At 70.1% G+C, this 24,273-nt stretch carries 23 protein-coding genes; 8 read left to right on the forward strand and 15 right to left on the reverse strand.

The genetic code is table 11. The features are described from left to right. Nucleotides 1–55: 55 nt before the first annotated feature. Nucleotides 56–682, reverse strand: a complete 627-nt coding sequence (locus tag SLUN_RS05805; RefSeq protein ID WP_108147469.1) for a YigZ family protein — start codon at nt 680–682, stop codon at nt 56–58. 63 nt (nt 683–745) lie between these two features. On the opposite strand from SLUN_RS05805, the gene SLUN_RS05810 reads away from it, so the two are divergent. From SLUN_RS05810 to SLUN_RS05820, 3 genes are all read left to right on the forward strand, one after another. Continuing rightward, nucleotides 746–1,153: a CoA-binding protein gene (locus tag SLUN_RS05810; protein WP_108147470.1), complete on the forward strand. Its 408-nt coding sequence runs from the start codon at nt 746–748 to the stop codon at nt 1,151–1,153. 27 nt (nt 1,154–1,180) lie between these two features. Continuing rightward, nucleotides 1,181–2,008 carry an AAC(3) family N-acetyltransferase gene (locus tag SLUN_RS05815; protein ID WP_254710013.1) on the forward strand — a complete coding sequence of 276 codons (828 nt, stop codon included), beginning with the start codon at nt 1,181–1,183 and terminating at the stop codon, nt 2,006–2,008. A gap of 127 nt (nt 2,009–2,135) precedes the next feature. Next, entirely contained in the window at nt 2,136–2,999 is an 864-nt protein-coding gene (locus SLUN_RS05820; RefSeq protein ID WP_108147471.1) for an alpha/beta fold hydrolase, read from the forward strand. Nucleotides 3,000–3,021: 22 nt separating this feature from the next. On the opposite strand, the gene fxsT is transcribed toward SLUN_RS05820, so the two are convergent. The 5 genes from fxsT to SLUN_RS05845 form a co-directional block, all read right to left on the reverse strand. Beyond that, entirely contained in the window at nt 3,022–7,002 is a 3,981-nt protein-coding gene (fxsT, locus tag SLUN_RS05825; RefSeq protein ID WP_108147472.1) for an FxSxx-COOH system tetratricopeptide repeat protein, read from the reverse strand. Continuing rightward, nucleotides 6,999–8,333 (reverse strand): TIR-like protein FxsC, encoded by a 1,335-nt coding sequence (locus tag SLUN_RS05830; protein WP_257153675.1) that lies wholly within the window; start codon nt 8,331–8,333, stop codon nt 6,999–7,001. Before SLUN_RS05830 ends, fxsT begins: the two co-directional genes overlap by 4 nt. A gap of 90 nt (nt 8,334–8,423) precedes the next feature. Then, on the reverse strand, nt 8,424–10,838 hold the full coding sequence (locus SLUN_RS05835) for an FxsB family cyclophane-forming radical SAM/SPASM peptide maturase (RefSeq protein ID WP_175313518.1): 2,415 nt from the start codon (nt 10,836–10,838) through the stop codon (nt 8,424–8,426). A 443-nt stretch (nt 10,839–11,281) separates the two neighbouring features. Beyond that, entirely contained in the window at nt 11,282–11,845 is a 564-nt protein-coding gene (locus tag SLUN_RS05840) for a YbaK/EbsC family protein (protein ID WP_108154555.1), read from the reverse strand. A gap of 48 nt (nt 11,846–11,893) precedes the next feature. Continuing rightward, complete coding sequence (locus SLUN_RS05845; protein WP_108147474.1) at nt 11,894–12,466, reverse strand: helix-turn-helix domain-containing protein; 573 nt, start codon at nt 12,464–12,466, stop codon at nt 11,894–11,896. A gap of 93 nt (nt 12,467–12,559) precedes the next feature. Here SLUN_RS05845 and SLUN_RS05850 point away from each other — a divergent pair, with 93 nt between their 5' ends. Then, nucleotides 12,560–13,426, forward strand: coding sequence for a DMT family transporter (locus SLUN_RS05850; RefSeq protein ID WP_108147475.1), 867 nt, complete (start codon nt 12,560–12,562; stop codon nt 13,424–13,426). Between the two features lie 12 nt (nt 13,427–13,438). On the opposite strand, the gene SLUN_RS05855 is transcribed toward SLUN_RS05850, so the two are convergent. Continuing rightward, a complete protein-coding gene (locus SLUN_RS05855; RefSeq protein ID WP_108154556.1) occupies nt 13,439–14,182 on the reverse strand; it encodes an acyltransferase in 744 nt (247 codons plus the stop codon). A 195-nt stretch (nt 14,183–14,377) separates the two neighbouring features. Here SLUN_RS05855 and SLUN_RS05860 point away from each other — a divergent pair, with 195 nt between their 5' ends. After that, the gene (locus tag SLUN_RS05860) at nt 14,378–14,908 is read left to right on the forward strand and encodes a gamma carbonic anhydrase family protein (RefSeq protein WP_108147476.1); all 531 of its coding nucleotides are present in this window, start codon (nt 14,378–14,380) and stop codon (nt 14,906–14,908) included. Nucleotides 14,909–14,985: 77 nt separating this feature from the next. Here the strand turns inward: SLUN_RS05860 and SLUN_RS05865 are convergent, their stop codons facing one another. Further along, a complete protein-coding gene (locus tag SLUN_RS05865) occupies nt 14,986–15,648 on the reverse strand; it encodes a DedA family protein (RefSeq protein WP_108147477.1) in 663 nt (220 codons plus the stop codon). 102 nt (nt 15,649–15,750) lie between these two features. Then, nucleotides 15,751–16,188 (reverse strand): DUF4442 domain-containing protein, encoded by a 438-nt coding sequence (locus SLUN_RS05870; RefSeq protein ID WP_108147478.1) that lies wholly within the window; start codon nt 16,186–16,188, stop codon nt 15,751–15,753. 110 nt (nt 16,189–16,298) lie between these two features. On the opposite strand from SLUN_RS05870, the gene SLUN_RS05875 reads away from it, so the two are divergent. Together SLUN_RS05875 and SLUN_RS05880 are read left to right on the forward strand one after the other, a co-directional pair. After that, complete coding sequence (locus SLUN_RS05875) at nt 16,299–17,324, forward strand: DUF8017 domain-containing protein (protein WP_108147479.1); 1,026 nt, start codon at nt 16,299–16,301, stop codon at nt 17,322–17,324. A gap of 51 nt (nt 17,325–17,375) precedes the next feature. After that, nucleotides 17,376–18,686 (forward strand): MFS transporter, encoded by a 1,311-nt coding sequence (locus tag SLUN_RS05880; protein WP_108147480.1) that lies wholly within the window; start codon nt 17,376–17,378, stop codon nt 18,684–18,686. On the opposite strand, the gene SLUN_RS05885 is transcribed toward SLUN_RS05880, so the two are convergent. The 5 genes from SLUN_RS05885 to SLUN_RS05900 all read right to left on the reverse strand — a co-directional run bounded on the left by SLUN_RS05885 (nt 18,648) and on the right by SLUN_RS05900 (nt 22,569). Beyond that, the gene (locus SLUN_RS05885) at nt 18,648–19,493 is read right to left on the reverse strand and encodes a spermidine synthase (RefSeq protein WP_108147481.1); all 846 of its coding nucleotides are present in this window, start codon (nt 19,491–19,493) and stop codon (nt 18,648–18,650) included. The two genes, SLUN_RS05880 and SLUN_RS05885, sit on opposite strands and share 39 nt — an antisense overlap. A gap of 4 nt (nt 19,494–19,497) precedes the next feature. After that, a complete protein-coding gene (locus SLUN_RS05890) occupies nt 19,498–20,343 on the reverse strand; it encodes a patatin-like phospholipase family protein (protein WP_108154557.1) in 846 nt (281 codons plus the stop codon). Between the two features lie 67 nt (nt 20,344–20,410). Continuing rightward, nucleotides 20,411–21,589 (reverse strand): elongation factor Tu, encoded by a 1,179-nt coding sequence (gene tuf / locus SLUN_RS05895; RefSeq protein WP_108147482.1) that lies wholly within the window; start codon nt 21,587–21,589, stop codon nt 20,411–20,413. 91 nt (nt 21,590–21,680) lie between these two features. Then, nucleotides 21,681–21,803, reverse strand: a complete 123-nt coding sequence (locus SLUN_RS40950; protein ID WP_257153676.1) for a hypothetical protein — start codon at nt 21,801–21,803, stop codon at nt 21,681–21,683. 67 nt (nt 21,804–21,870) lie between these two features. Next, nucleotides 21,871–22,569 (reverse strand): DNA alkylation repair protein, encoded by a 699-nt coding sequence (locus SLUN_RS05900; RefSeq protein ID WP_108147483.1) that lies wholly within the window; start codon nt 22,567–22,569, stop codon nt 21,871–21,873. Between the two features lie 49 nt (nt 22,570–22,618). Between SLUN_RS05900 and SLUN_RS05905 the strand changes: the two genes are divergently transcribed. Next, entirely contained in the window at nt 22,619–23,344 is a 726-nt protein-coding gene (locus tag SLUN_RS05905; protein WP_108147484.1) for a TVP38/TMEM64 family protein, read from the forward strand. On the opposite strand, the gene SLUN_RS05910 is transcribed toward SLUN_RS05905, so the two are convergent. After that, entirely contained in the window at nt 23,345–24,148 is an 804-nt protein-coding gene (locus SLUN_RS05910) for a VOC family protein (RefSeq protein WP_108147485.1), read from the reverse strand. Nucleotides 24,149–24,273 lie beyond the last annotated feature (125 nt).

Below are 24,273 nucleotides of genomic sequence, written 5' to 3' on the forward strand. Positions count from 1 at the left end.
ATCGGTGGGGTCGGACATCACAGGCGGCTTCAGGCATCTCGGTACGCATCACCGCTCAGGCGTCCCCGTACGCTTCACCGCCGAGCTCGAGTCCCGCCGCCCCCGCCGTGGCATCGGCAAGCCAGGCGGAAAAGGCGTCGATGTCGGCGTCCGGCAGCCCGATCTCGATGGTCACGGCCTCCGCGTACCGCACCTCGCGCACATCGCGCCCGGTCGCCCGCAGATCGTTCTCCAGCTTGCCCGCCCGCTGATGGTCGACGATGACGGTGGCCAGCCGGAAACGCTGCCGGGTGAGCGTGCCGAGTGCGTCCAGGGCTTCGCCGACCACTCCCCCGTACGCCCTGATCAGCCCGCCCGCGCCGAGCTTCACCCCGCCGTAGTACCGGGTGACGACGGCCGCGGCATACCGGACCTCGCGCCGCATCAGCATCTGCAGCATGGGCACGCCCGCGGTACCGCCCGGCTCGCCGTCGTCGCTCGCCTTCTGTACGGCCGCGTCGGCGCCGATCACATACGCGAAGCAGTTGTGGGTGGCGGTCGGGTGCTCCTTGCGGATGCGTGCGACGAAGGCCTGCGCCTCCTGCTCGGTCGCGGCGGGTGCGAGCGCGCAGATGAAGCGCGATCTGTTGATCTCGGTCTCGTGGACACCCTCGCGGGCGACCGTCCGGTACTGCTCCTGCATATCGGCCACCCTATGCGCCGCCCGGAGGGGAATGCTCCGCGCGGGCCGCCCGTTGTTCCGGACATGTACGCAGACGCAGAGACGATCCGCAGGATCCTGACCTCGACGGGCGACACCTGGGCGGTCGTGGGCCTGTCCAACAACGAGGCGCGGGCGGCGCACGGCGTCGCCGATGTGCTCCAGCGCTACGGGAAGCGGATCGTGCCGGTGCACCCCAAGGCCGAGACGGTCCATGGCGAGCAGGGGTACGCCGCGCTCGCCGAGATCCCCTTCCCGGTCGACGTCGTCGATGTCTTCGTCAATTCCGATCTGGCGGGGCCGGTCGCGGACGAGGCGGCGGCCATAGGCGCGAAGGCGGTCTGGTTCCAGCTGGGTGTGATCGACGAGGATGCTTACGACCGCACCAGGGCAGCCGGTCTCGACATGGTCATGGACCGCTGCCCCGCCATCGAGATTCCACGGCACGGCTGACGGGCCGACCCGTCGGGGGGAGCCGCATTGAGCGCGAACCACAGCGACCGGCAGCTGGCCGGACAACTGGCCGGGCTGGGTGTCGAGCCGGACGGCGTCCTGATGGTTCATGCGTCGCTGCGTACGGTGGGCGCGGTGGAGGGCGGCCCCGGGGCTATGGTCCGCGCGCTGCGCCAGGCGCTCGGGCCACAGGGCACGCTGGTGGTGCCTTCCTTCACCACGGAGAACTCCGACACTTCGCCCAGCTTCCACGACCGGGTGCGCGGCCTCGGTGAGGAGGAGCGGGCGGCCGTACGAGCGAGCATGCCGCCCTTCGACAGGGCGAGTACGCCCGCGCCCTTGATGGGAACGCTGGCGGAGACCGTCCGGCTGAGTCCGGGGGCGCTGCGCAGCGGCCATCCGCAGACGTCGTTCGCGGCGCTCGGACCGCACGCCGAGCGGATCGTCGCGGACCACAGCCCGGACTGCCACCTCGGCGAGGAGTCCCCGCTGGCCCGGCTGTACGAGCTGCGGGCCCAGGTGCTGCTCCTGGGTACGGGCTTCGACCGCTGCACCGCCTTTCACCTCGGCGAGTACCGGGTGCCGAGCCCGCCCCAACGCCTCTACCGCTGTGTGGTGTCCGGGAACGGCGGACGCGAGTGGTGGGAGTACGCGGACGTGGATCTGGACGACAGTGATTTCGCCGCCCTGGGGTCCGACTTCGAGCGCGGGGCGAGCGGCGGAGCCGTACGGAAGGGGCGGGTGGGGTCGGCGGAGAGCCGGCTGCTTCGGATCGCGGACGCCGTCGACTTCGCGCAGCGATGGCTGCCGGAGCACCGGAAGCCCCGGCAGGGGGTGGTGCCGGGGCACGGCTGACCACGGCCGAGCCGGGCGCCCGCGCGAGCGCATTCGGGTTGTGGCGGTATGTACCAAGCACCGGCATGCGCCCATACTTGCCGCGTGTCGGTGGTCATACGGGAGTCGTCGTACGGGGAGGCACCAGTTGGGGCAGCTGATTCGCACCAGTGACGGTCGGGATCTGGCTGTCGAACACCACGGCAATCCGCGCGGCAGGCCGGTCTTCCTGCTGCACGGCACCCCGGGCAGCCGGCTGGGACAGGCTCCCCGCAGCATTGTGCTGTACCAGCTGGGGGTCAATCTGATCACGTTCGATCGTCCCGGCTACGGTAAATCGGACCGATTACCGGGTCGCCGGGTGGCCAGTGCCGCGGCCGACGTCGAAGCGATCGCCGACGCACTGGACATCGGCGAGTTCGCCGTCGTAGGGCGGTCCGGTGGCGCCCCGCACGCGCTCGCCTGCGCCGCGCTGCTGCCGGAGCGCGCCGTACGGACGGCGGCGCTCGTCGGGCTCGCCCCGCGCAATGCCCAGGGCCTCGACTGGTTCGCCGGCATGACCGAGGCCAATGTCCGCGAGTACAACAACGCGGCCGCCGGGGGCCAACAGCTCACCGCCGCGCTGGAGTTCCGTTCGGTGGCGATCCGGTCGGATCCGAGGGGCTCGGTCGACGACCTGCGCCGCGGACTGTCCGCATCGGACCGCGGGATCGTCGCGGACGTCGGCATCCAGGCCATGCTGGTGCGCAACTTCACCGAGGCGCTGCGCAGTTCGGCCGACGGCTGGGTCGACGACGTCATGGCGTTCAGCACGGACTGGGGATTCCGCCCCGAGGACATCGCCGCGAACGTGCTGCTCTGGCACGGCGAGGACGACGTCTTCGCACCCGTACAGCACACCCGTTGGCTGGCCGAGCGCATTCCGGGTGCGCACCTCGAGGTGGAGAGCGGGGCGGCGCACTTCGGGGCCCTGCGAGTGCTCACCCGGATACTGAGCTGGGCCATCTCCTGAACCGCCCCACGTTGCCACGTGTTCAGACCGGCTGTGGTTCGAGGTCCCGGTTGACGCGCCGCCAGGCACGCGCCGCCTCGGTGATCGGATGCTCGACGCCGAGCTGTTTGGCAGCCGACTCCAGGATCTCGGCGCGCAGTTGGCGGCCCTCCTCCTCCCGGCCGGCCGAGCGCAGCGTGATCGCGAGATTGGTCCGGCAGGCCAGTACATCGGGGTGAGTCGGCTCGTACCGCTGCAACAGGCCTTCCAGCGCGCTGCGTTCCCAGAATTCCGCCAGGTCCTGCCGCCCCAGGTCCCCATAGGAGTTGGCGAGGTTGATCGCGGTGCAGAGCGTGAAGGGATGACGCGGGCCCAGTGCCTCCTCCAGCGCCGTACGGACACGCTCGCCCGCCTCCGCTGCCTCCGCCGCGTCCCCGAGGCCACGCTGATAGATCGTCACGTTGTTGCGGCAGGCCAGGGTGAAGGGGTGGTCCTCGCCCAGGGTCTCCCGGTACCCGTCCATGATCTGGTGGGCGAGATCCAGGGCCGCCTGCTTGTCGCCGACCGCCGAGTAGTCGGCGGCCAGATTGAGACCGCAGGCCAGGGCATCGGGCACCTTTGTTCCGTACCGCTCCCGGTAGCGGTTGTACGTTTCCTCGGTGATGCGCTTCGCCTCGTGCGGGTAGCCGGCCTTGCGGAGGGAGACCGCAAGGCTCTTGGCGGTGCGCAGCACTTCGGGCACATCCGCGTTCAGCACCCGCTCGAAAGCGGCCACCACTTCCCGCAGGACCTGCACCGAGGACCGGTACTCGCCGGTTTCGCGCAGGTCACGGGCGAGATGCCCCTTGGTCGTCAGGGTGAACGGATGGTCCTCCCCCAGCAGCGCGCTGCGGCGCTCCACGGTTTCCTCGTCGAGCCTGCGCGCTCGCTCGCTGTCGCCGGTCAGCCGGTAGTCGATCGCGAGGTTGTTGGCCGCGATCAGCGTCCGCGGATGGTGCTCCCCGAAGATCTGGCGTAATCCGTGATAGATCCGCAGATCCCGTTCGAGTGCCTCGTCGAACCTCCCCAGGGCTCGCAGATCGGCGGCCAGACTGCCCGTGGTGATCAGAATGCTGGGGTGGTCGTCGTTGGGGTGGTCCTCGTGCAGCACCTGGATCTGCCGGGCGAGGGTGTCCTCGTCCATGGCGCGGGCCTCTTGGTACTTGCCCTGTGCGCGCAGCGCGTTGGCCAGTTCGAAGCGGATGTTGAGGGTCTGCAGATCGTTCTCACCCAGCTCGCGGGTCCAGGTCTCGTTCAGCTGCGAGCCCAGGACCCGTGCGCCCTCCAGTTCGCCGCGCTTGAGCAGATAGCGGATGCGGTCGACCATCAGCTGCCGTACGCCCTCCTCGTCGCATTCCGCGATCCCCGACGGGCCGAGGTGGGGCCAGATCAGATCGAAACTCGGCCAGCTCTTCGGGTCGTTGACCGGATTGTCGCTGTCCACCCCCTCGGCGGGCCGGGCCTCCGCGAGAATGCGGTGCACTTCGTGCTTCGCCTCCTCCTGCTCGTCCGGCGAGAGACCGGCGCGGACCGCCGCCTGTACGAGGCGGTGGACCTGGATGCTGCTGTCCGCCGGGTCCACCTTGGCCAGCGCGAACCGGTTCAGGGTCTGGATGACCTTGCCCAGCATGTACCGTTCCCGCAGGTCGGGGTCGTAGGGCAGGAGCGACTGGAACATCGAGTCGCTGCCGATCAGCCGCATCGAAATCGGCTCCGCGGAGAAGAACGAGCACAGTTCGAGCAGCCGTACCGCCGCCCTGGACTCCTCGCGCAGCCGCGCGATGGAGATGTTCCAGGTGGCGCCGATCTGCTTCGAGTAGTCCTCGGGCTTGCCGAGCGACAGCACCTTGGTGCTCTGCTCCTTCAGCTGCTCCACATAGGAGTCCACCGGCGTGGCCGTCTCGGCGAGCCAGGCCGCCGCCACTTCCACGGCCAGCGGGAGGTCACCGACGGCCTCGGCGACCCGGTCGGCGTCCCGGGCGGGCAGTCTGTTCACCCGTCGGCAGAGATGCTCCACGCTCTCCGGGCGGGTGAAGACCTCTACCTCCAGGGGTTCCAGCCGCGTCGACACCGGCTTGTTGCGGCAGGTGGCGAGGATGTGGCCGTACACGCCGCCGGATATGGGGCCGATCTCCTCGGGCAGCAGACCCAGCGCCCGGTCGAGATCCTCCACATTGTCGAAGATCAACAACCAGCGGGAGTACGGTACTCCGCGCCGTAGCGCCTGGAGCGCCGCCTTCGCCGCCTCGGCGACCACGTCGCCGGCCCGGAGGTCCATCTCCTCGGCCAGCTCGGCCAGCGACGACACGACCCGCTCGGGCTGTTCCGCCTCCACCCACCACACGAGGTCGTAGTCGGCCCGGAACCGGTGCGCGTACTCCCGGGCCACTTGTGTCTTGCCCACACCCCCGAGTCCGTACAGAACTTGGGGGAAGCGCTGGGCCGAGCGGCTGTCGCCGCGCAGCTGGTCGCGCAGTCGGTCCAGGACGGGAGCACGGCCGGTGAACCAGGCGTAGCGCGGCCGTACGTTCCACACCTTCGGCACGGTCCCGGGGTAGCGCACGCCGGCCGCCGTGGCCGTCGGCGCGGGCGTGGCCGCTGCCTCGCCGCGGTCCAGCGCGGACAGCAGCGTGGTCGCCGCCTCGTCCTCGTCGAGCCGCACCAGGTCTACGAGGCCCCGGCTGCTGATGGGCAGGTTCAGCCGTACGTCGCCGACGCGTACCGGGAGAAGCTGACGCCGGCTGCCGGAGGGGTCGAGACTCATGAACGACTCCCACAGGTTCCCTGCCCGCTGCGAGCTGAGGTAGGCCTGGGAGACCACGGCGAGCACCCGGTACGCCCCGCCCGACGCGAACTCCGTTTCGACGCCCGTCAGATGGGCCGTACGGACATCCACCGGCACCACATGGAGTCCGGCGCGCGCGAGCACCGACACCAGCCAGTCGGCCCACATCTGGTCCTCGGCGACGTAGGTAAGCACCACGTTGGACGGCGGAACCGGGCGTCGGCGCGTATAGGCGGCCACATGGGTGAGCCGCTCCGACTCGTCGATCGACGGGAGCGTGTTCACCAGCCCGTCGGTGAGCACCGAGGTGAGCCGCTCGCAGGCGGTGAGCATGGAACTGGAGATGTTCGGGGCGTCCCCGAAGGTCGCCAGGATCTCCTCATAGGCGTAGAAGGGGCGGTAGGGAACCTCCACCGAGCCCCAGTAATTGGCCAGTTCGTCCCTGTTCAATCCGGCGGGGAGACCCGAAAAGCTCTCCCTGGCCAGCGCGCGCCCGGCGTCGGCCTTCTCCTTCTCGCCGTCGTCTATCCGCATCGGCACCGGCAGAACGCGGATGCGTTTGTCCTGGAAGCGTTCCTCGATATAGCGGGCCACGGCCGATGCGCCGTCGATGCTCTGGTCGCTCAGGGTGAAGCAGACCACCAGGACCTGCGGCATCTGGACCGTACAGATATCGGCGATGTCGCTGAGTCCGGTCCTGCTGTCGATCAGGGTGTAGTCGTAGTGCCGCCTCATGTCCGCGCGCATCGCGTCGAAGAACTGGCCGCCTCCGAAACGCTCGTAGAAGTCGTCCCAGTCCATCCTTCCGACGGTCGAGGAGTAGTCGCGATTGCGCCGTCCCGCGGACAGGAAGTCCAGGCTGCCGCCTTGCGGAAAGGGCCAGTTGAGAGAGGTGGCATGCGGCCTGACCCGCGCGTAGTCGCGGTGCCAGTCGGGTTCGCGCTCCGCGGCCCGCCGGGCCTCCTCCTGGTACTCGGTGATCAGATTGATCAGCCCGGGGGTGGCTTCCAGGGCGGAAAGGTCGAGGAAGGGGTGGAAGAACCGGTGCAGCCCCGGTGCTTCCAGGTCCCAGTCGACAGCCAGGACCCGGTATCCGTTGGCCGCCAGAATCCAGGCGACATTGGCCAGCGCCATGGTGCGGCCCGTGCCGCCCTTGTACGAGTAGAAGGTGACGATGGTCCCTTCGCGATTCTCTGTCATGACGACACCTGCCCCTTGTCGGCGTTGCCCTTGCCCTGGTCCGCGTCGCGAGCGGTGGATGCGGGGACTCCGGCGCCGTAGCCGATACCCGACGGAAGCACCCGGGGGATCGGATCGCTGGGCCCCTGGGGCGGGTAGGTCCGCGCATGGGCCGCGTAGTGCCTGTCCGCGGCCTTCACGGCACCCGGCAGCTCCTGGCTGAAGGCCTCCAGCGTGGGAAGTCCGCCGCTGGGTGTCCGATGGCCGCTCCTCTCCTCCAGCCGCGGTGCCAGTGACCGCTCGGTGACCCTGTTCAGCTCCCCCTCCCGCTGCCGGGATTCGGGGTCCTCCCGGTTCCAGGGGATCATGACGCTGAACCACGGCCGCTCCTCGGCGCACAGCCGCCGCACCAGCTCCCTGCGGTGCGGGGCGTCGAGCGCCCAGCGGTCCAGCAGCAGCAGACCCGGCGCCTGCGGTGAGTCCGCGGCCAGCAGGCGCTCCGCATCCGCCTCGAACTCCCCCACGCGCACCCGGTAGTCCAGGTTCCGGACGAGATCGACGGCATGGTCGGCGAGCGGCCTGGACGATTTCGGATGGTACGGATTCCAGTCGCGCGGGCGCGGGCCGTAGCAGTCGGGGCCACGGTCCTGCGGCAGGTCGGACTGCGAGCAGGCGAGTACGGAGACCTCCATCTCCCGTGCGGGGCCGGGCGGCCCGAAGGCGCTGGGCATGGCTCCGTAGTCCTGGTGGGGGTCACCCTGGGCGATCCTGGTCTGTTCGGCCACGCTGACGATGCGTTTCGCCAGGAGATAGACGGCACGCTCGTACTGGTCCCGCAGATATCTGAGCTTGATCAGTCCGTAGAACCCCTCGTCGGCGTAGTCGTCGCCGAACGTCGCGTGGTTGAACTGCAGCCGCTCGGCGGGCTGCGGCAGCTGCTTCGCGGGTACGGGCACCCAGAGCGCCGGCACGATCCCGCTCACCGCGTTGCTGTTGCTGCGTGCCTGATGGTGCACCGCGCGCGTGGAGAACACGAACCATTCGCGGCCGCACTGCTCACTCAGGAAATACCGCGGCGAGTAGAGCGGAACGAAGACCCTGCAGTTCGCCAGGGCCTCCGAGAGCCGCTCCTGCCAGCCCTCCCCGGGCTGCATCTGCTGGTCCAGGAACCCGGCCGGTACCCCGGCGGGCAGCGAGGTCAGCTGCAGCACATGGGCGCACAGATCACGGTAGAACCTCTCCACCCAGATGTTCGGGTCCTTGTCCTTGGGATGGTTCTTCGGCGTATGCGCGTAGCTGAGGAAGAAGTATGGTTCCGACCCATCTCCCCCGGCCCCCGTGGCTCCAAGCACCAATGTCTCCCCCGCTCCAGGTGGATGGGGCCTCAGTGTAGAAAACATCGATTACTCGGCGGAACAGCGCGAACACGCCTGTGTTCTGCGTCAGTTGATCGAATTCCGGGCGTGCCAGCCGGCGCGGTGGCGCTCGGCGGCGCGTCCGGCCTCGGACAGCGCCTCGGCCGAGACGGGTTCACTCGACCATCCGTGCACCGTGCTCGCCATTCCCGCCACGAACCGCTCGCCCAGGGGCGTCAGCACCCCGGACCCGGCCAGTACCCCGACCGCCTCGGAGGTCTGCAGCCGCCAGCGGGCGAACTGCGCCTCCGCGGTCCTGGCGGCTTGCCCCACCGCAGTCAGGCGCCGTACACGCCAGAAGTCGGTCACCGCGATATGCGCGTACGTACCCTGAATCAAGCCGGCCAGCGGCCTTGGATCGTTGCGCCACGGCGCGTAGTACGTCCGGCTGTCCGCTGGATCGTACAGGTCGTGATTGTCGAGCACCGCGCCCAGCTTCACATGCTGGAACTCATGGATGATCAGCAGCGCCAGCAGGTCGGACGAGGCGGGCCGGGCTGCCCCCACCGCCCCGAACGCCTCCCTGGAAGCGGCGCTGACATCGCTGCCGTCCGGAGAGTGAAGCGGTGTGATGGCCCGGAGACCGACGGCCACTCCCGGCGCATAGGCAGGCAGTTCACGCGTGATCAGTGACCATGCCTCGGTCAGGTCCGCGGCCCACATCTTGGCCTCACCGACGGAGAGACGCTTTGCCACGGGCCACTGATGGGAGTCGCGCAGCGGGTCGGTGTCCTCCAGCGCCACGGTCCAGCCCGGCAGTTCGGCGCGGCGCACGGGATGCCACTGCGGGGTGAGCCCGTCCGCCCCTTCGTCCCAGCCGATCCTCAGCGTCCGGCCCGCGGCCCGTACCGTGAAGCCCTCGGCGCCCGCGGTCACCTCGGCGTGGGTGGCTTCGTGGGCGAGAATCACGGCGCCCATGCCCGGCAGTCGCAGCACCCCGTCACGTGTCGGAACGTCGACGGTGGCGCCGTGCCCGGCCCGCAGCGCGCCGGCGGCCGCCAGCTCCGCAAGGCCGGTCGTGATGGTCGCCGGTGCCCGACCCTCCACAATACGAAGCGCCCAGGGTCGCGTGTACGGGTGAGCAACCACCGCGTCCAGTACGTCGGGGGCGTCGCGGTCCAGCTCGGTCAGCAGCTCCCAGGCTGCCGCTGCCGCCTTGTCGCCCCGCGGAGCACGTTCATGCACCGCTGCCAACAGATCCCAATTGACCTCGAGTTGGGCGTCCGCCAACCGTCCCACTGTTTCCGCGCTTCCGAACCCCGTTGCCAGCTCGTCGAGTTCAGCCGATTCCTCGGGCGAGAGAGAGCCGGCCGGCCGGGCTGGTGCGGAGGCTTCCCTGGTGCGGATGTTCGTGATCAGTTCCAGCAGATCGGCACAGAAGACGGAGGGATTGTCGAATCCGTGTCCGGTCCGGTAGCGGTGGGCGTAGAGGCCACCGCCGCAGGACGTGACCACCGGGCAGGCGCGGCACTGATCGCTGAGCTGCTCAACTCCCTGCTGGCGGGCGAGCATTCCGGGATGCTCGAGCACCTCGTCCAGGGAGTTCGCCATGACGTCCATGCCGGTGACAGGAGCGCCGTCGTAGGCCGTTTTGAGGCTGTCAGCCTGTTCGAAGGTGCCGTCGGTCTCGATCACCACAAGATCCGCGGGCGCCAGGCCGAGCGACTCGGTGAGGCTGCTCTCGCCGCGCAGCGTGCGCAGTACGGAGTCGAAGGTCCGCACCGGGACCGGCCGTCCCGCGCCGTCCCACCGCTGGTAGACGGCGTCCAGCCAGTCCGCGTAGGGCGTCGCCGATACCCCGGGCCGGGGTGGCGGTGCGTCCCAGGTCGCGTGGGGCAGGAGGAAGTCGATGCGCGGAGCATCGAGAGCGATCAGCGCGTCGTAGACGGCAAGGGGATCGTTCTCGACATCGATGGTGCACAGCAGTCCCGCGAACAGCGGGCGGTACCTGGGGCGGTTGAGCAGGTCCACTGCCCGCATCACCTGCGGGTGACTGCTCCGGCCGTCGGCATAGCGGCGGTGCCGGTCATTGGACGCCTTGTCACCGTCGAGCGAGACGCCGACTTTGATGCCCAGTTCGGCGAAGAGCTCACAGAAACGCTCGTCGAGCAGTACGCCGTTGGTGTGGATGCGCAGATCCAGCGCGCACCATCCGTCCAATGCGCCGTACAGCTCCTCGGCGGCCTTGCGCAACCGCTCCGGCCCGGCAAGCAACGGCTCTCCGCCGTGAAGCACTACGTGGACCGCTGAAAGCCGGTGGGCTCTGGCATGCTCGGCGATTCGTTCCGCCGTCTTTTCCATGACTCTTTCGGACATTGCCCTGGGCCGACCACGCCAGCTCGAGTCCGCGTGCTCATAGACGTAGCAATGATCACAGGCGAGATCACATCGACTATGCACCTTCAGCACAAATTGGCTCAACGACGGCTGTGGCCGGTCCATGACCCGGATCCGTTCAGTCACTCAGACCGACGACTGAAAGGCTGCAACAACCAACGGACTCGGCCCATCACCGGTCGACAGCAGCCGACTGACGGACGCGGGAAGGTTCCCACCATTTTGCGCAGCGGCCCTTTTGGCCAGCGGCACCCGACGGGCAGCCCCCCGACGGGGTGCGACTCCGGGCCTGCCGACCGCGGAGACAAGAGCAGTGTCCATTGAGCGCCTTTCGATGTGGATGACTCATGACGTACAGACACACGCCATGACGTTCCGTTGCAATTACGACCGAATCCATATTATTCGGACATTCTGCACGACACGCATCTCCTCGCCAACGAAACTGGTGGCTGAATAGTTCTGGGAGATACAGGCAGTGCCACCCCTTCGGGCGACGCCCGGAGGCAGCGCCCTGGGTATGGTGCTAGCGCCACGCTGAGGAACAGTCAAGACTGGCCCCTGCCGAGGCCGTCGACAATCACCACACCGGGCAGATCCGCGAAAGCCTTGCCGGGCAAGATGATCTTGCCGCGCCTGGCGCCGCTGCCGATGAGAACCCACTCACGGTCGAGGACGGCGGAGTCCACCAGCAGGGGCCATGCGGCGGGCAGCCCGATGGGCGTGATGCCGCCGTACTCCATGCCGGTCTCGCTCACAGCCGTTTCCATCGGCGCGAACGAAGCCTTGCGGACGCCCAGTTGCTTGCGTACGACGCCGTTGACGTCGACGCGCGTGCTGGAGAGGACCACGCACGCGGCGAGCATGGACTCCCCGCCCCGCTTGCCCGCGACGACCACGCAGTTCGCCGACACGTCGAGCAGTTCGCGACCGTAGTACTCCACGAAGACGGCGGTGTCCGCGATTTCCGGGGCGGTGTCGACGTGGATCAGCTGCTCGGCAGGGACATCGCCGTGCCACGCGCGGACCGCGTCCGCGACCGGCTGCGGCAGCAGCTCGAGGCAGTCGGCGGCGAGCCGGGCGTCGTCGAAGTCTCCGATGGGCGCGCGCATGCGCGCCACCGTAACAGCCGTGCCCATGCGCACAGTTGGAGGGGCTCCTCAGTGCGCGGGCGGAATGGAGACGGCCATGGTCATCTCGACCTCCTCCTCGCCGTCGTTGCGGTAGGCGTGCGGGACGTTGGCCTCGAAGGTGGCAGAGGCCCCGGCCGGGACGGTATGGAGCTCGCCGTCCACGACGAGCGTGAGCTCACCTGCGGTGACATGGAGCAGCTCGACCGTTCCGTCCGGATGCGGATCGGATGCGCTGCTGTCGCCGGGCATCAGCCGCCAGGCCCATAGTTCGAGGGGCCCGCGCTTCTCGGTGCCGACCAGGAGGGTGGTGTAGCTGCCCGTTGACGTGGACCACATGCGTACGGCCTGCTCCGGGGGTACGACGCGGACCTGCGCGCCCTGCTCGTAGTCCAGGAGGGTGGTGATGCTGATCCCCAGCGCGTCGGCGAGCTTCACCGTGGTGCCGACGCTCGGATTCGTACGCGCCTGCTCGATCTGGATGATCATGCCCCGGCTGACCCCCGCCCGGGCCGCGAGGGCGTCGAGGGTGAACCCTCGCTCGCCGCGCCAGCGCTTGAGGTTACGGGCGAGCGACTGCGTGAGCTGGTCGAGGTCCGACACATTCCGTCCAATATTATGGATGACACAGTTCAATAGACTGCACTACCGTGTGGTGCACCGAAACGTTCACTGCACTGTACTGCGAGGCCCGCCATGACCGCACTCTTCGCCCTGGCCACCAGCCTGCTCTGGGGGCTGGCCGACTTCGGCGGCGGGCTGCTCACACGACGTACTCCGGCGCTCACCGTCGTCGTCGCCTCGCAGTCGACGGCAGTGCTGGTGCTGGGCTCGATCGTCGTCGCCACCGGCGGCTTCTCCGAAGCCGGGCCGCTGCTCTGGTACGCCGTGGCCGCGGGCGTGGTGGGCCCGGTGGCGATGCTGAGCTTCTACAAGGCGCTCGCGCTCGGTCCGATGGGCGTGGTCTCACCGCTCGGATCGCTGGGCGTCGCCGTGCCCGTCGGCGTCGGGCTGATCATCGGCGAGCGTCCGGGACTGCTCCAGTTCGCCGGTATCGCGGTGGCCGTGGCCGGCATCGTGCTGGCGGGCGGGCCCGAGCTGCGCGGTGCGCCGGTGCAGCGGCAGGCGATCCTGCTGACCCTGGTCGCCGCCTTCGGCTTCGGCGCCGTGATGGCGCTGATCTCCGAGGCCTCGACCACGCTCACCGGGCTCTTCCTCGCGCTGTTCGTACAGCGCGTCACCAATGTCACGGTCGGTGGCGCGGCGCTGTACGTCTCGGTGAAGCGCGGCGGACGGGCGCTGCCGGAGGACGGCGGGATGCGGGTGATCTGGTCCTCGCTCCCGGCGCTCGCCTTCGTGGGTCTCGCCGATGTCGCGGCCAACGGCACGTACTCCATCGCCGCGCAGCACGGCCCCGTCACCGAAGCCGCCGTACTCGCCAACCTCTACCCGGTCGTCACCGTCATCGCCGCGCTGGTGCTGCTCAAGGAGCGGCTGCGCGTGGTCCAGGCGGCCGGCGCCGGTCTCGCGCTGGTGGGGACGGTGCTGCTCGCGAGCGGTTAGCGAGCGAGGCGGTCAGGGGGTGTCCGGCTCCAGTTCGGCCAGCGCCAGCAGCTGCGCGGGCGTGACGCCCTCCGGAATCGGCACGGGAGCGGGCGTACGCAGCGGGGGCTCCCAGCCGCGGACCGGATCCCAGCTCCGTACGACCCTGGCGGGGGCTCCGGCCACCACCGAGTGGTCGGGAACCTCTCCCCGTACGACGGCACCTGCGGCCACCACCACGTTGCGGCCGAGCCGCGCGCCGGGCAGGACCACCGCGCCGGTCCCCAGCCAGCAACCCGGGCCGATGGTCACCGGTTCCATGCGCGGCCACTGCTTGCCGACAGGCTGGTGCGGGTCGTCGTAGCTGTGGTTGGTCGAGGTGATGTAGACGTACGGACCGCAGTACGTGTCCGAGCCGATGGTCACCCTGGTGTCGGCGATGACATGGCTGCCGCGCCCCAGCACCACCCCGTCGCCCAGGGTCAGGATGGGGTCGGCGCCGAGGTCGAGACCCGGCATCATCCCGGCGGTGAGCGTGACCTGCTCGCCGATGATGCAGTGGTCGCCGAGCTCGATCCAGGCCTCGCCGAAGACGGTGCCCTGCGGGAAGGCGAGCCGGGTGCCGGAGCCGAGCCGCCGGAAACTCAGGCGTCCGGGGTGCTCGGCGGTGACGGCGCCCGCCTCCTGCACCCAGCGCCAGCCGCAATGGACGGCGGACGCGAGAAAGCGCCGCCGCCAGGCGGAGAGCGATGAGAACGTGTTTCTGTTCTTCGGCACCCGCACACGGTAGTCGGCCGCACCTGGGGCGATCGGCGCGGTGTGCTGTGATGTTCGCCCCAACGCCGCACCAGCGGGCACGGCGAGTTCGGGACTGACTAAGCCGAGCGCGCGCCGAGTACCCCTCCATAGGGCTCCTGCGGGGCGGTCGCTTACGGTGCACGTGGAACCGGTGAGTACCGAGGAGAAGACGGCATGGCGGAACGGGCATTGATCTCAGGCGTGGGCGGCAGGGACCCGAAGGTCGACCCTGAGGCGTTCACCGCGCCGACATCCGTGGTCGTCGGCGACGTCACGCTCGCCGCCGGGTCCAGCGTCTGGTACCAGACCGTACTGCGCGCCGACTGCGGGCCGATCACCATCGGCGCGAACAGCAACATGCAGGACAATTGCACGGTGCATGTCGACCCGGGCTTCCCGGTCACCGTCGGCGAGCGCGTCTCGGTCGGCCACAACGCCGTACTGCACGGCTGCACGGTCGAGGACGACGTACTGGTCGGCATGGGCGCCACCGTGCTCAACGGCGCGCACATCGGTGCCGGTTCACTGATCGCCGCGCAGGCGCTGGTGCCGCAGGGGATGCGCGTCCCGCCGGGCTCGCTGGTCGCGGGCGTGCCCGCCAAGGTCAAGCGGGAGCTGACCGAGGAGGAGCTGGAGGGCATCAAGCTCAACGCGGCGGTCTATGTGGACCTCGCCAAGGAGCACCGCGCGGCGCACGAGCAGTGACGGAACGAGCGAGAACTGAGGAACGAGCGAGAACTGGCGGTACGGGCAAGCGCTGACGGTACGGGCGACGAGCCGGCTCAGTCCCCCGCGGGCACGGGCTCCGGCTCGGCCGCCGCCGGACGAGCCTCCGCCTGCTCGGCGGCCTTCTTCGCGCGGCTCTTCAGCACCAGCATCGAGGTGAGCCCGATCAGCACGGCGAGGACCAGGCCGAGCCAGGAGAACCGCTTGAGCCATGCCTCCGCGACCACGCCGACGGAGTAGATGACCGCGGTCGTGCCACCGGCCCAGAGGATCCCGCCGAAGACATTGGCGATGAGGAACTTCCAGTACGGCATGCGCAGTACGCCGGCGAGCGGCCCGGCGAAGATCCGCAGCAGGGCGACGAAGCGGCCGAAGAAGACGGCCCACATGCCCCACTTCTCGAACGACCGCTCGGCCATGGCGATCTGCGCTTCGCCGAAGTGTTTTGGGAACTTCCCGCCGAGCCAGGCCAGCAGCGGCCGGCCGCCCTTGCGCCCGATGGCGTACCCGATCGAGTCGCCGATGATCGCGCCGGCGGTGGCACAGGCGCCGAGGATGTACGGATTGATCTCGCCGTGCTGCGAGGCGAGCAGCGCCGAGCTGACGAGGACGATCTCGCCCGGCAGCGGGATGCCGAGGCTCTCGAGTCCGATGACCACACCCACCAGGATGTAGATGCTGACCGCGGGGACGGTCTCGAGCCACTCCTGGACGTGCAACGCCGGTTCCTCCCGTATGTGCAGATGCCGCTGCCCGGCGTGCGCCGCCTGCGGCGCACGCCGGGCAGCCTACCTGGTGACTCCACGGGCTCCGGACGAGGCTCAGGCGTTGGGGCGGAGCGTCCACACGATGGTCATGACACCGGTCACCGCGCCGTCCGCGCGCTGGATCTCGATGTTGACGGGGAACTCAGGACGCTCGCCCGCGTCCAGTTCCGCGACGACGTCCGCGATCGGGCGGCCGAGGGTGGCGGTCGCCGTGACGACGCCCATCGCCAGCTTCTTGTAGCCGATCTCCGCCTTGACGGCGAGCGGTACGGCGCGCGTCATCTGGTCCCCGAAGGCGGCGATGACGATCGCCCCGCTCGCGGTCTCGGCGAGCGTGAACATCGCTCCGGCGTGCGGTCCGCCGACGTGGTTGTGGAAGTCGGCCTGGTCGGGCATGCGGACGACGGCCCGCTCGGCGGTGGTCTCCAGGAACTCCAGGTTGAGGGTCCTGGCCATGGGGACGGTGGCGGCGAGCATCTCGCCCACGGACATCTGATCAGCGCTCATGGAACGCGATGTTACCCACGAGTAGTACCGCTTGGCCATCCCCTGCCGGGGGTGGACGTGGCAGCGGTGACGCGGCACCTCTATCGTTACCCGCCATGTGGCCAGGACAGCAGCCGCCCGGGGGCGAGCAGAACCCGCAGGACCAGAACCCGTACCAGCAGCCGGGGTACCAACAGCCGAATCCCTACCAGCAGCCGGGGTATCAGCAGCCGGAGTACCAGCAACCCAACCCGTACCAGCAGCCGACCGTGCCGCAGTACGCCGTGCCCGGGCAGCCGCCCGGCGGGCCGCAGCCGCCGCAGGACGACAAGAAGAAGACGACCGTCATCGCGATCGTCGCGGCCACGGCCGTCGTCGTGGCCGCGGTGGTCACCGGTGTCATCGTGCTGAAGGACGACGGCAAGGGCACCGACAAGGCGGACGCCAAGAACGTCGGCGAGTCCAAGAAGCCGGCGTCGGACACGCCCACCCAGGCTCCCGCCTCGCCGACCGAGAACCCGCGCGGCCGCGAGGACGCCAAGCCGACGATCGCGGGCTGGAAGGTCGTCACCAACCCCAAGCACGGTACGCAGTTCGACGTGCCGGCCGGCTGGGAGGTAGCCGGATCGGGCATGGCCACGGGCTTCGAGGACGAGAAGAAGGGCGACGGCTCTGCGGTCGTCATGATGTCGGCCCCGGCCCACTACAAGTCCAAGTGGTGCACCTTCGACACCGACAAGGACGGCAAGCTCGAAGAGTGGGGCATGGGCACGGTCGGCACCAAGGGCGGCAAGGGCGCCACGGACAGCGCCACGGCGGCCTACAACGAGGCCGGCAACTGGGTCTGGGCCGGTTACGCGCAGACGGAGCCCAAGGGCACGGTCAAGATCACCAAGGCCGTGCCGTACACCACCAAGTCGGGGCTCAGCGGCAGCGTCTCGACGGGCACCGCGATCGGTGTCAAGAAGGAGAACAAGTGCGAGACCGACGGCAAGTCGATCGCCTTCACCTTCAAGAACAGCAAGGGTGACTTCACCAGCTGGGTGCTCTACGGCAACAAGGGCGTCCCTGACGAGGTTCCCGACGCCACGATCCAGCAGATCCTGAGCACCGTGCGGGTCGCGGGCACGCCTGCCGGATAGCCGTCCGGATAAGCGTTTGGCACGGCGGGACGACAGCGGGATAGTCCCCGGGTGACGACTGCCGCCCCCGCTCCCCGCCGTGCCGGCCGCCCCGAATGGGCCGGCCGCAATTACACCCTGCTGACCGCCGCCGCGGTGGTGACCAACCTGGGCAGCCACGGCGCTCTGATCGCGGCGGCCTTCGCGGTGCTGCAGTCCGGCGGGGACGGCGGCGACGTGGGTCTGGTCGCGGCGGCCCGTACCCTCCCGCTCGTCCTCTTCCTGCTGATCGGGGGCGCGGTGGCCGACCGGCTGCCGCGGCACCGGGTGATGGTCGCGGCCAACACCCTCAACTGCCTTTCGCAGGCGGCCTTCGCGGTCCTGGTACTGGCCGGCGAGGCGCAGCTGTGGCAGATGATGCTGCTCGCCGGTCTCGGCGGTGCCGGTCACGCCTTCTTCTCCCCCGCCTCCGAGGGGATGCTGCTCTCCAGCGTCCAGGGCGAACAGGCCGGCCGCGCCTTCGCGCTCTACCGGATGGCGATGCACGGCGCCGGGATCGGCGGAGCGGCGCTCGGCGGGGCGATGATCGCCGCCATCGGTCCCGGCTGGGTGCTGGCCGTCGACGCGGCGGCGTTCGCCGTGGCCGGCTCGCTGCGGGCGTTCCTGGACGTCAGCCATATCGCTCCTCGTGAGCCCGGCGAGGGAATGCTGGCCGATCTGCGAGAGGGCTGGCGCGAGGTGGCCGGCCGGCCCTGGCTGTGGAGCATCGTGCTGCAGTTCGCGGTGGTCAACGCGGTCGTCGGCGCCGCTGAGGCCGTGTACGGACCACTGGTCGCCCGGGACAGTCTGGGCGGGCCAGGACCCTGGGGTCTGGCGCTGGCCGCCTTCGGTGCGGGCACCGTCGGCGGCGCTCTGGTGATGATGCGCTGGAAGCCGCGCCGGCTGCTGCTCGCCGGGACCCTGTGCATCTTCCCGCTGGCCCTTCCCTCGGCAGCGCTGGCGCTGCCGTTGCAGGTGGCTCCCCTGGTGGCGGTGATGTTCTTCAGCGGAGTCGCGGTCGAGGTCTTCGGTGTCTCGTGGATGACGGCGCTGCACCAGGAGATTCCCGAGGACAAGTTCTCCCGGGTCTCCGCGTACGACTGGCTCGGTTCGCTGGCGCTGCTTCCGGTGGCCACCGCCCTCGCGGGTCCGGCCGAGAGCGCGTTCGGGCGCACCGCGTCCCTCTGGGGGTGTGCGGGGCTGATCGTTCTGCTCACCGCCGCGGTGCTGCTGGTGCCCGATGTGCGGCGGCTGACCCGTCGTACGAAGTCGGTCGCTGTCGCGCAGCCCGCTTCCGGGGCCGCCTCAGCCGATGCTGAAGGCGCCGTCGGGCGGCTCGGGTGACGCCACCGCTTCGGCGTCCCGTACCGCGGTCGCGTCCCCTATGAGGCGCCGCAGCGACGAGCCGTCCTCGAGCCGGGCGGGGAAGGCGTCGGAGGCGGTGCGGCGGGCCAGGGCCGCCGCGTCGATGGGCGCGTGCGAGGCGAGGAGCACGGCGTTGCCGAAGCGGCGGCCGCGCAGCACGGCCGGTTCGGCGATCAGCGCGAGCTGATCGAACACCGCGGCGAAGGTGGCCAGTTGGGAGCGGAGGAAGGTGAACGGCGCGCCGTCGGCGAGGTTGGCGGCGTAGATGCCGCCGGGCCGCAGGACGCGCTCCGCGGCCCGTGCGTACTCGACCGAGGTGAGATGCGCGGGTACCCGTGAGCCGCCGAAGACATCGGCGATCAGCACATCCGCCGAGTCCGCAGGCGCCGCTTCCACAAAGGCGCGGGCGTCGGCTCCGTGTACGCAGATCCCGGCGCCGTCCGGCAGGGGCAGGTGTTCGGCGACCAGCGCCAGCAGCCCCCGGTCCGCCTCCACCACGTTCTGGCGCGAGCCGGGCCGCGTCCCGGCCACATAGCGGGGCAGGGTCAGCGCCCCGCCGCCGAGGTGCAGCAGATCGAGCGGAGCGCCCTCGTCCGCCGCGCAGTCGACGATATGCGCGAGCCGGCGCACATACTCGAACTCCAGATGCGTGGGCGCGTCCAGGTCGACGTACGACTGGGGGGCGCCGTCGACGGTCAGCAGCCAGGCACGCTCCCGGTCCACATCGGGCATGAGCTTGGCGATGCCCCCGTCGACGTCCCGGATGACGGGTATCTGCTCGTTCACGCTCTCATTGTGCCCAGAGCGCGGCGACGGCCTCCGCATGGGCCGCCGCCTGCTCGCGTCCGGCGCGGGCGGCCGGGGCCCGCCGGGCGGGGTCGAGCGAGTTGCGGCCGAAGGCCTTCTTCGCGGCGGTGTCCGGGGTGATGACCTCGACCCGGGCGCCCTCGGCCGCGAGCCGGGCGGCCTGTGCGCGCGGCGAGACGAGCACCTTGTTGCCGGCGGCCATCGGTGCCAGGACGACGACCTTCCGGTATCCGGCGGCGAGGTGTGCGTTCGCCGTGGAGTGCACTCCCCCGTCGATCCACTTCCGTCCGTCGATGGTGACGGCCGGCCACACACCGGGCACGGCGCAGCTGGCGGTGACCGCGTCGACGATCGGCACGCCGCTGTCCTTGTCGTAGGTCTTCAGCTCGCCGGTGAGGGCGTCGACCACGGTGACCAGCAGGCGGCTCTGCGGCCACTCGTGCGAGAGGAGCCGCCCGGCGATCACCTCGCGCCGCGCGCTCTCGTCGACGGCGGTGCGGGTACCGAGCGACAGCCGGCCGAGCTTTCGTCCGTACGCCTCGGGGGTACGGGAGGACAGGATGGCCCGTGCGTAGCGGAGGATCATCGGCGCACCGAGCCGGCCCGGGATCTCGCCCCGGGGATCGGCGAGTTGGCGCTCGTACAGCTCGGCACTGGTCAGCTTCCCGGAGGTGATCTGTGCGGCGACGACCGAGCCGGCCGAACTGCCGATGACCAGGTCGGCCGTCCAGAGGTCCACTCCCGCCTCGGCGAGACCGTGCAGGACCCCGATCTCCCAGCCCACGCCCGTGATGCCGCCCGCGCCCAGTACCAGTGCCGCTTCAGCCATGCGCATCAGTGTCGCGCACAGCCAACTGCCCGCCTCCCGTGTGGTGACAGGAGGCGGGCAGCACTGGTCAGACCAGCCCGGTCACCGTGCCGGCACCGACCGTGCGGCCGCCTTCGCGGATCGCGAAGCCGAGGCCTGGCTCCAGCGGCACGTCACGGCCGAGCTCGACGGTCATGGTGACCGTGTCGCCGGGCCGCGCGACGGCCGTCTCGCCGAGGTCGACGTCACCGACGACGTCCGCGGTGCGGATGTAGAACTGCGGCCGGTAGCCGGTGGAGACCGGGGTGGTACGCCCGCCCTCGCGGCCCGAGAGGACGTACACCTGCGCGGTGAATCGCCTGCTCGGTACGACGCTGCCGGGCGCCGCCACCACATGGCCGCGGCGCACCGCGTCGCGCGCCATGCCGCGCAGCAGCAGCGCGACGTTGTCACCGGCCTCCGCGGACTCCATCGGCTTCCCGAAGGTCTCGAGGCCGGTGACTGTGCTGGTCTGCGGATCGCCGTCCGCACCGAGGACCTGTACGCGGTCGCCGACACGGACGGTGCCGCGCTCGATCGCGCCGGTGACGACCGTGCCGCGCCCGGTGATGGTGAGGACGTTCTCCACCGGGAGCAGGAACGGCGCGTCGGTGTACCTGACGGGCATCGGCACATAGGTGTCGACGGCGTCGAGCAGCGCCTCCACGGCGGAGGTCCAGCGTGGGTCGCCCTCCAGCGCCCCCAGGCCCGAGACCCTGACGACCGGGGCGGCGTCGCCGCCGTACCCATGGGCCGTCAACAGCTCGCGGACCTCCAGCTCCACCAGGTCGGTGAGCTCGTCGTCGCCCGCGTCCGCCTTGTTGAGAGCGACGACGATGTGGTCGACGCCCACCTGGCGGGCGAGCAGGACATGCTCGGCGGTCTGCGGCATGACCCCGTCGAGCGCGGAGACGACGAGGATCGCCCCGTCCAGCTGCGCGGCTCCGGTGACCATGTTCTTGACGTAGTCGGCATGGCCGGGCATGTCCACATGCGCGTAGTGCCGGGTGTCGGTCTCGTACTCGACGTGCGCGATGTTGATGGTGATGCCCCGCCGCGCCTCCTCCGGCGCCCGGTCGATCCGGTCGAAGGGCACGAACGTGCCGGTCCCGCGCGCGGCGAGGACCTTGGTGATGGCGGCGGTCAGAGTGGTCTTGCCGTGGTCGACGTGGCCCATGGTGCCGATGTTGAGGTGCGGCTTGGTGCGCACGTATGCCGTCTTGGGCATGGCTTTCTTCCTCGGAATTCGAAGCGTGACGGGGACCCCTCGGCCTTGCCGACCCTCCCCCTGTGGGGTCCGCCGGACGATCCGGGAAGGGTCAGCTTCGGGCGCCGCCGAAGGGCGCTGCGGCAGCGGCCGCTGCGGCCGCTGCGGGGAATGCGGCAGCCTTCGGCGCGTCCGCGACGGCGGACGGCGCTGCGAGGAAGGCGTACCGGAACATGTCGCTGATCATCGCCAACGGCGGGGGGCAGCGTCGAATGGTTTTCCGCGTACGGGAGTTCAGCAGCTCAGAGGTGCTTCGTCGCTTCCCGTACGGACAGCGGCGAGAGCCGGTCGCCGGCGCCTTCGACGAAGTCGCGTACCGCGTCCGGGTCGGTCCTCGCGTACTCGCGCAGACACCAGCCGATCGCCTTGCGGATGAAGAAGTCGGGGTGGTCCGCGCGGCGGAGGCAGTAGTCGAAGAGCCGCTCGGCGTCGGTCGTGTCCTTGTAGCGGAGCTGGTGGAGCAGCGCCGTGCGCGCGACCCACAGATGGTCGTCGTCGATCCAGGCGTCCATGACCGTCTTCAGCTTGGGATCGGCACTCACCAGTGGACCGACGACGTGCGAGGCGAGCGCGTCGACGGTGTCCCACCATGGGACGGTGACGACGAGGTGGCGGACGACGGGCAGGAATCCGGGCGAGCAGCGCTTCACATGGCGGCGCAGATAGTCGACGGCGAAGTACTGGTACTCGCGCTCGGGCAGGTCCCAGCAGCGCAGGGCGATCGCCGCGCAGTCCGCCTCGTCGGGTCGTGCGGTGCCTTCGAGGACAGTACGGGAGAGGTCGCGGCGGGCAGCCGTGTAGAGCCCGAGGAAGGGCGCGATGTCCTTCATGTACGCGGCGGCACCCTCGGCCCGGGCCGCGTCAGCGCCCGTGGGGTACACGGTGGTGAGCCGGTCCATGACGGTGTCGGCGAGTTCGCTGGGCGGGACGGCGGGGGGCATGAGGCCCAGATTACGGCGATCACAGCCCGGTGTCGGTTAGTCTCCCCGGATGCTCGAGCCCGTCCCCAGGCCGTCCTCCACGCTCGCGATCCGCTGCACCAGGGCGCTGTTCTCCCCCTGGTCCCGCTTGTCGCTGCTGGTGGCGATGCTGGCCTCCGGGGCCGTGCTGGTGGTGCTGTACGAGCCGCAGCGGCTGCTCTCGGCCGGCTGGCCTGCGCAGCTGAGCGGCGGCGCGGCGGTCGTGCTGTTCGGTGTCGCGTACGGGGTGTGCTCGGCGGCCTTCGTCCCCCGTCCGCTGCTCAATCTGGCGGCGGGAGCCCTCTTCGGCTCGCAGGCCGGTACCGTCTCGGCGCTCGCCGGCACGGTGCTGGGGGCGGGCATCGCCTTCACGCTCGGCCGGGTACTCGGCCAGGACGCGCTGCGGCCGCTGCTGCGGGGCCGCTGGCTGAGGGCCGCCGACAGCCAGCTGAGCCGGCACGGCTTCCGCTCTATGCTGGCGATCAGGCTCTTCCCGGGTGTGCCGTTCGCCGCGGCGAACTACTGCGCGGCCGTGTCCCGGATGGGCTACGTCCCTTTCCTGCTGGCGACCGGCCTGGGCTCGATCCCCAACACGGCGGCGTATGTCGTGGCGGGCAGCCGGGCGGGTTCTCCGACGTCACCGGCGTTCCTGATCGCGATGGGTTTCATCGTGCTGACCGGGGCGGCGGCGGCCGTGGTCGCCTGGCGCAAGCGGCACGGCCTGCGGGGCGCCGCCGGCACAGCGGACAGAACGTAGTCAGACCGCGTCGCTCTGGTTCACGGAAAAGAGGGCCTGGAACGGGTCGCGGAGGGTGGCCTGCCGGCCGATGCCGGCAGCCGTCTCGGCCGGGAAGACCACCGTGGCACCGCGCTCCACGGCCGTGGCGACGGCCGCGTCGCAGTCCGACACCTCGAAGTACGGATGCCACCCCAGGATGCTCGCACCGCCCTGCTGGGCTGCGGACTCCTCATCGGCGGGCGGCGCCATGATGCCGCCGTGGGCACCGAGCCTTCCCCTGCCGGACGGCGAGACGACGGTGTACTCGGCACCGCGTACCAGGACCACGTCCGCGGTGTCCCAGGCGAACACCGCGCGGTAGAAGTCCTTCGCCGCCGTTACATCGGTGGCGTACAGCTGTGTCCACCACAGTGTGTTCGGGACCTGGACCGCTTCGAGTCCCTGGATGTCACCGGGCTGCCAGACGGCGAACTCGGCGCCTCCCGGGTCGGTGAAGCCGGCCTGCCGGCCGGCGGTGAAGATGTCGCGCGGTCCGAACCGCACCGCACCACCGGCCTGTTCGACGGCCTTGGCGGTGGCGTCCGCGTGCGCGCTGTGGAAGTACAGCGTCCAGGCGGAGCTCGCGCCGTCCGCGGTGAGCGCTCCGGCGGCGGCGACCGTCCTCCCCTCGAGCAGGAAGAACCCGTATCCTCCCGTGCCGGGCCCCGCGGACCGGAACTCCCAGCCGAACACGGCACCGTAGAAAGCCGTGGCCGCCTCGACGTCCGGGGTCCCCAGGTCGATCCAGTTCGGTGCGCCCGGTACGTATCTGGTCGTCAGCATGAGCTGCCTCTCCGACGGTTGACGGCTGTCCCCGCCGCCACGGTAGCGGCCGGGAGCGACGGTCCCCGGCCCCGAATCACGGGGCCGCGCGCGCCGGATCCCACAGGGCCAGCGACAAGCCGGAT

The organism is Streptomyces lunaelactis (genome assembly GCF_003054555.1).
GTDB classification, from domain to species: Bacteria; Actinomycetota; Actinomycetes; order Streptomycetales; family Streptomycetaceae; genus Streptomyces; species Streptomyces lunaelactis.

Excerpts from the sequence above, each read along its gene's own strand:
- SLUN_RS05805 (WP_108147469.1), bottom strand. The coding sequence starts at position 682 with ATGCAGGAGCAGTACCGGACGGTCGCCCGCGAGGGTGTCCACGAGACC.
- SLUN_RS05810 (WP_108147470.1), top strand. The coding sequence starts at position 746 with ATGTACGCAGACGCAGAGACGATCCGCAGGATCCTGACCTCGACGGGC.
- fxsT (WP_108147472.1), bottom strand. The coding sequence starts at position 7,002 with ATGACAGAGAATCGCGAAGGGACCATCGTCACCTTCTACTCGTACAAG.
- SLUN_RS05835 (WP_175313518.1), bottom strand. The coding sequence starts at position 10,838 with ATGGACCGGCCACAGCCGTCGTTGAGCCAATTTGTGCTGAAGGTGCAT.
- SLUN_RS05840 (WP_108154555.1), bottom strand. The coding sequence starts at position 11,845 with ATGCGCGCGCCCATCGGAGACTTCGACGACGCCCGGCTCGCCGCCGAC.
- SLUN_RS05850 (WP_108147475.1), top strand. The coding sequence starts at position 12,560 with ATGACCGCACTCTTCGCCCTGGCCACCAGCCTGCTCTGGGGGCTGGCC.
- SLUN_RS05860 (WP_108147476.1), top strand. The coding sequence starts at position 14,378 with ATGGCGGAACGGGCATTGATCTCAGGCGTGGGCGGCAGGGACCCGAAG.
- SLUN_RS05870 (WP_108147478.1), bottom strand. The coding sequence starts at position 16,188 with ATGTCCGTGGGCGAGATGCTCGCCGCCACCGTCCCCATGGCCAGGACC.
- SLUN_RS05875 (WP_108147479.1), top strand. The coding sequence starts at position 16,299 with ATGTGGCCAGGACAGCAGCCGCCCGGGGGCGAGCAGAACCCGCAGGAC.
- SLUN_RS05890 (WP_108154557.1), bottom strand. The coding sequence starts at position 20,343 with ATGGCTGAAGCGGCACTGGTACTGGGCGCGGGCGGCATCACGGGCGTG.
- tuf (WP_108147482.1), bottom strand. The coding sequence starts at position 21,589 with ATGCCCAAGACGGCATACGTGCGCACCAAGCCGCACCTCAACATCGGC.
- SLUN_RS40950 (WP_257153676.1), bottom strand. The coding sequence starts at position 21,803 with ATGTTCCGGTACGCCTTCCTCGCAGCGCCGTCCGCCGTCGCGGACGCG.
- SLUN_RS05900 (WP_108147483.1), bottom strand. The coding sequence starts at position 22,569 with ATGCCCCCCGCCGTCCCGCCCAGCGAACTCGCCGACACCGTCATGGAC.
- SLUN_RS05905 (WP_108147484.1), top strand. The coding sequence starts at position 22,619 with ATGCTCGAGCCCGTCCCCAGGCCGTCCTCCACGCTCGCGATCCGCTGC.
- SLUN_RS05910 (WP_108147485.1), bottom strand. The coding sequence starts at position 24,148 with ATGCTGACGACCAGATACGTACCGGGCGCACCGAACTGGATCGACCTG.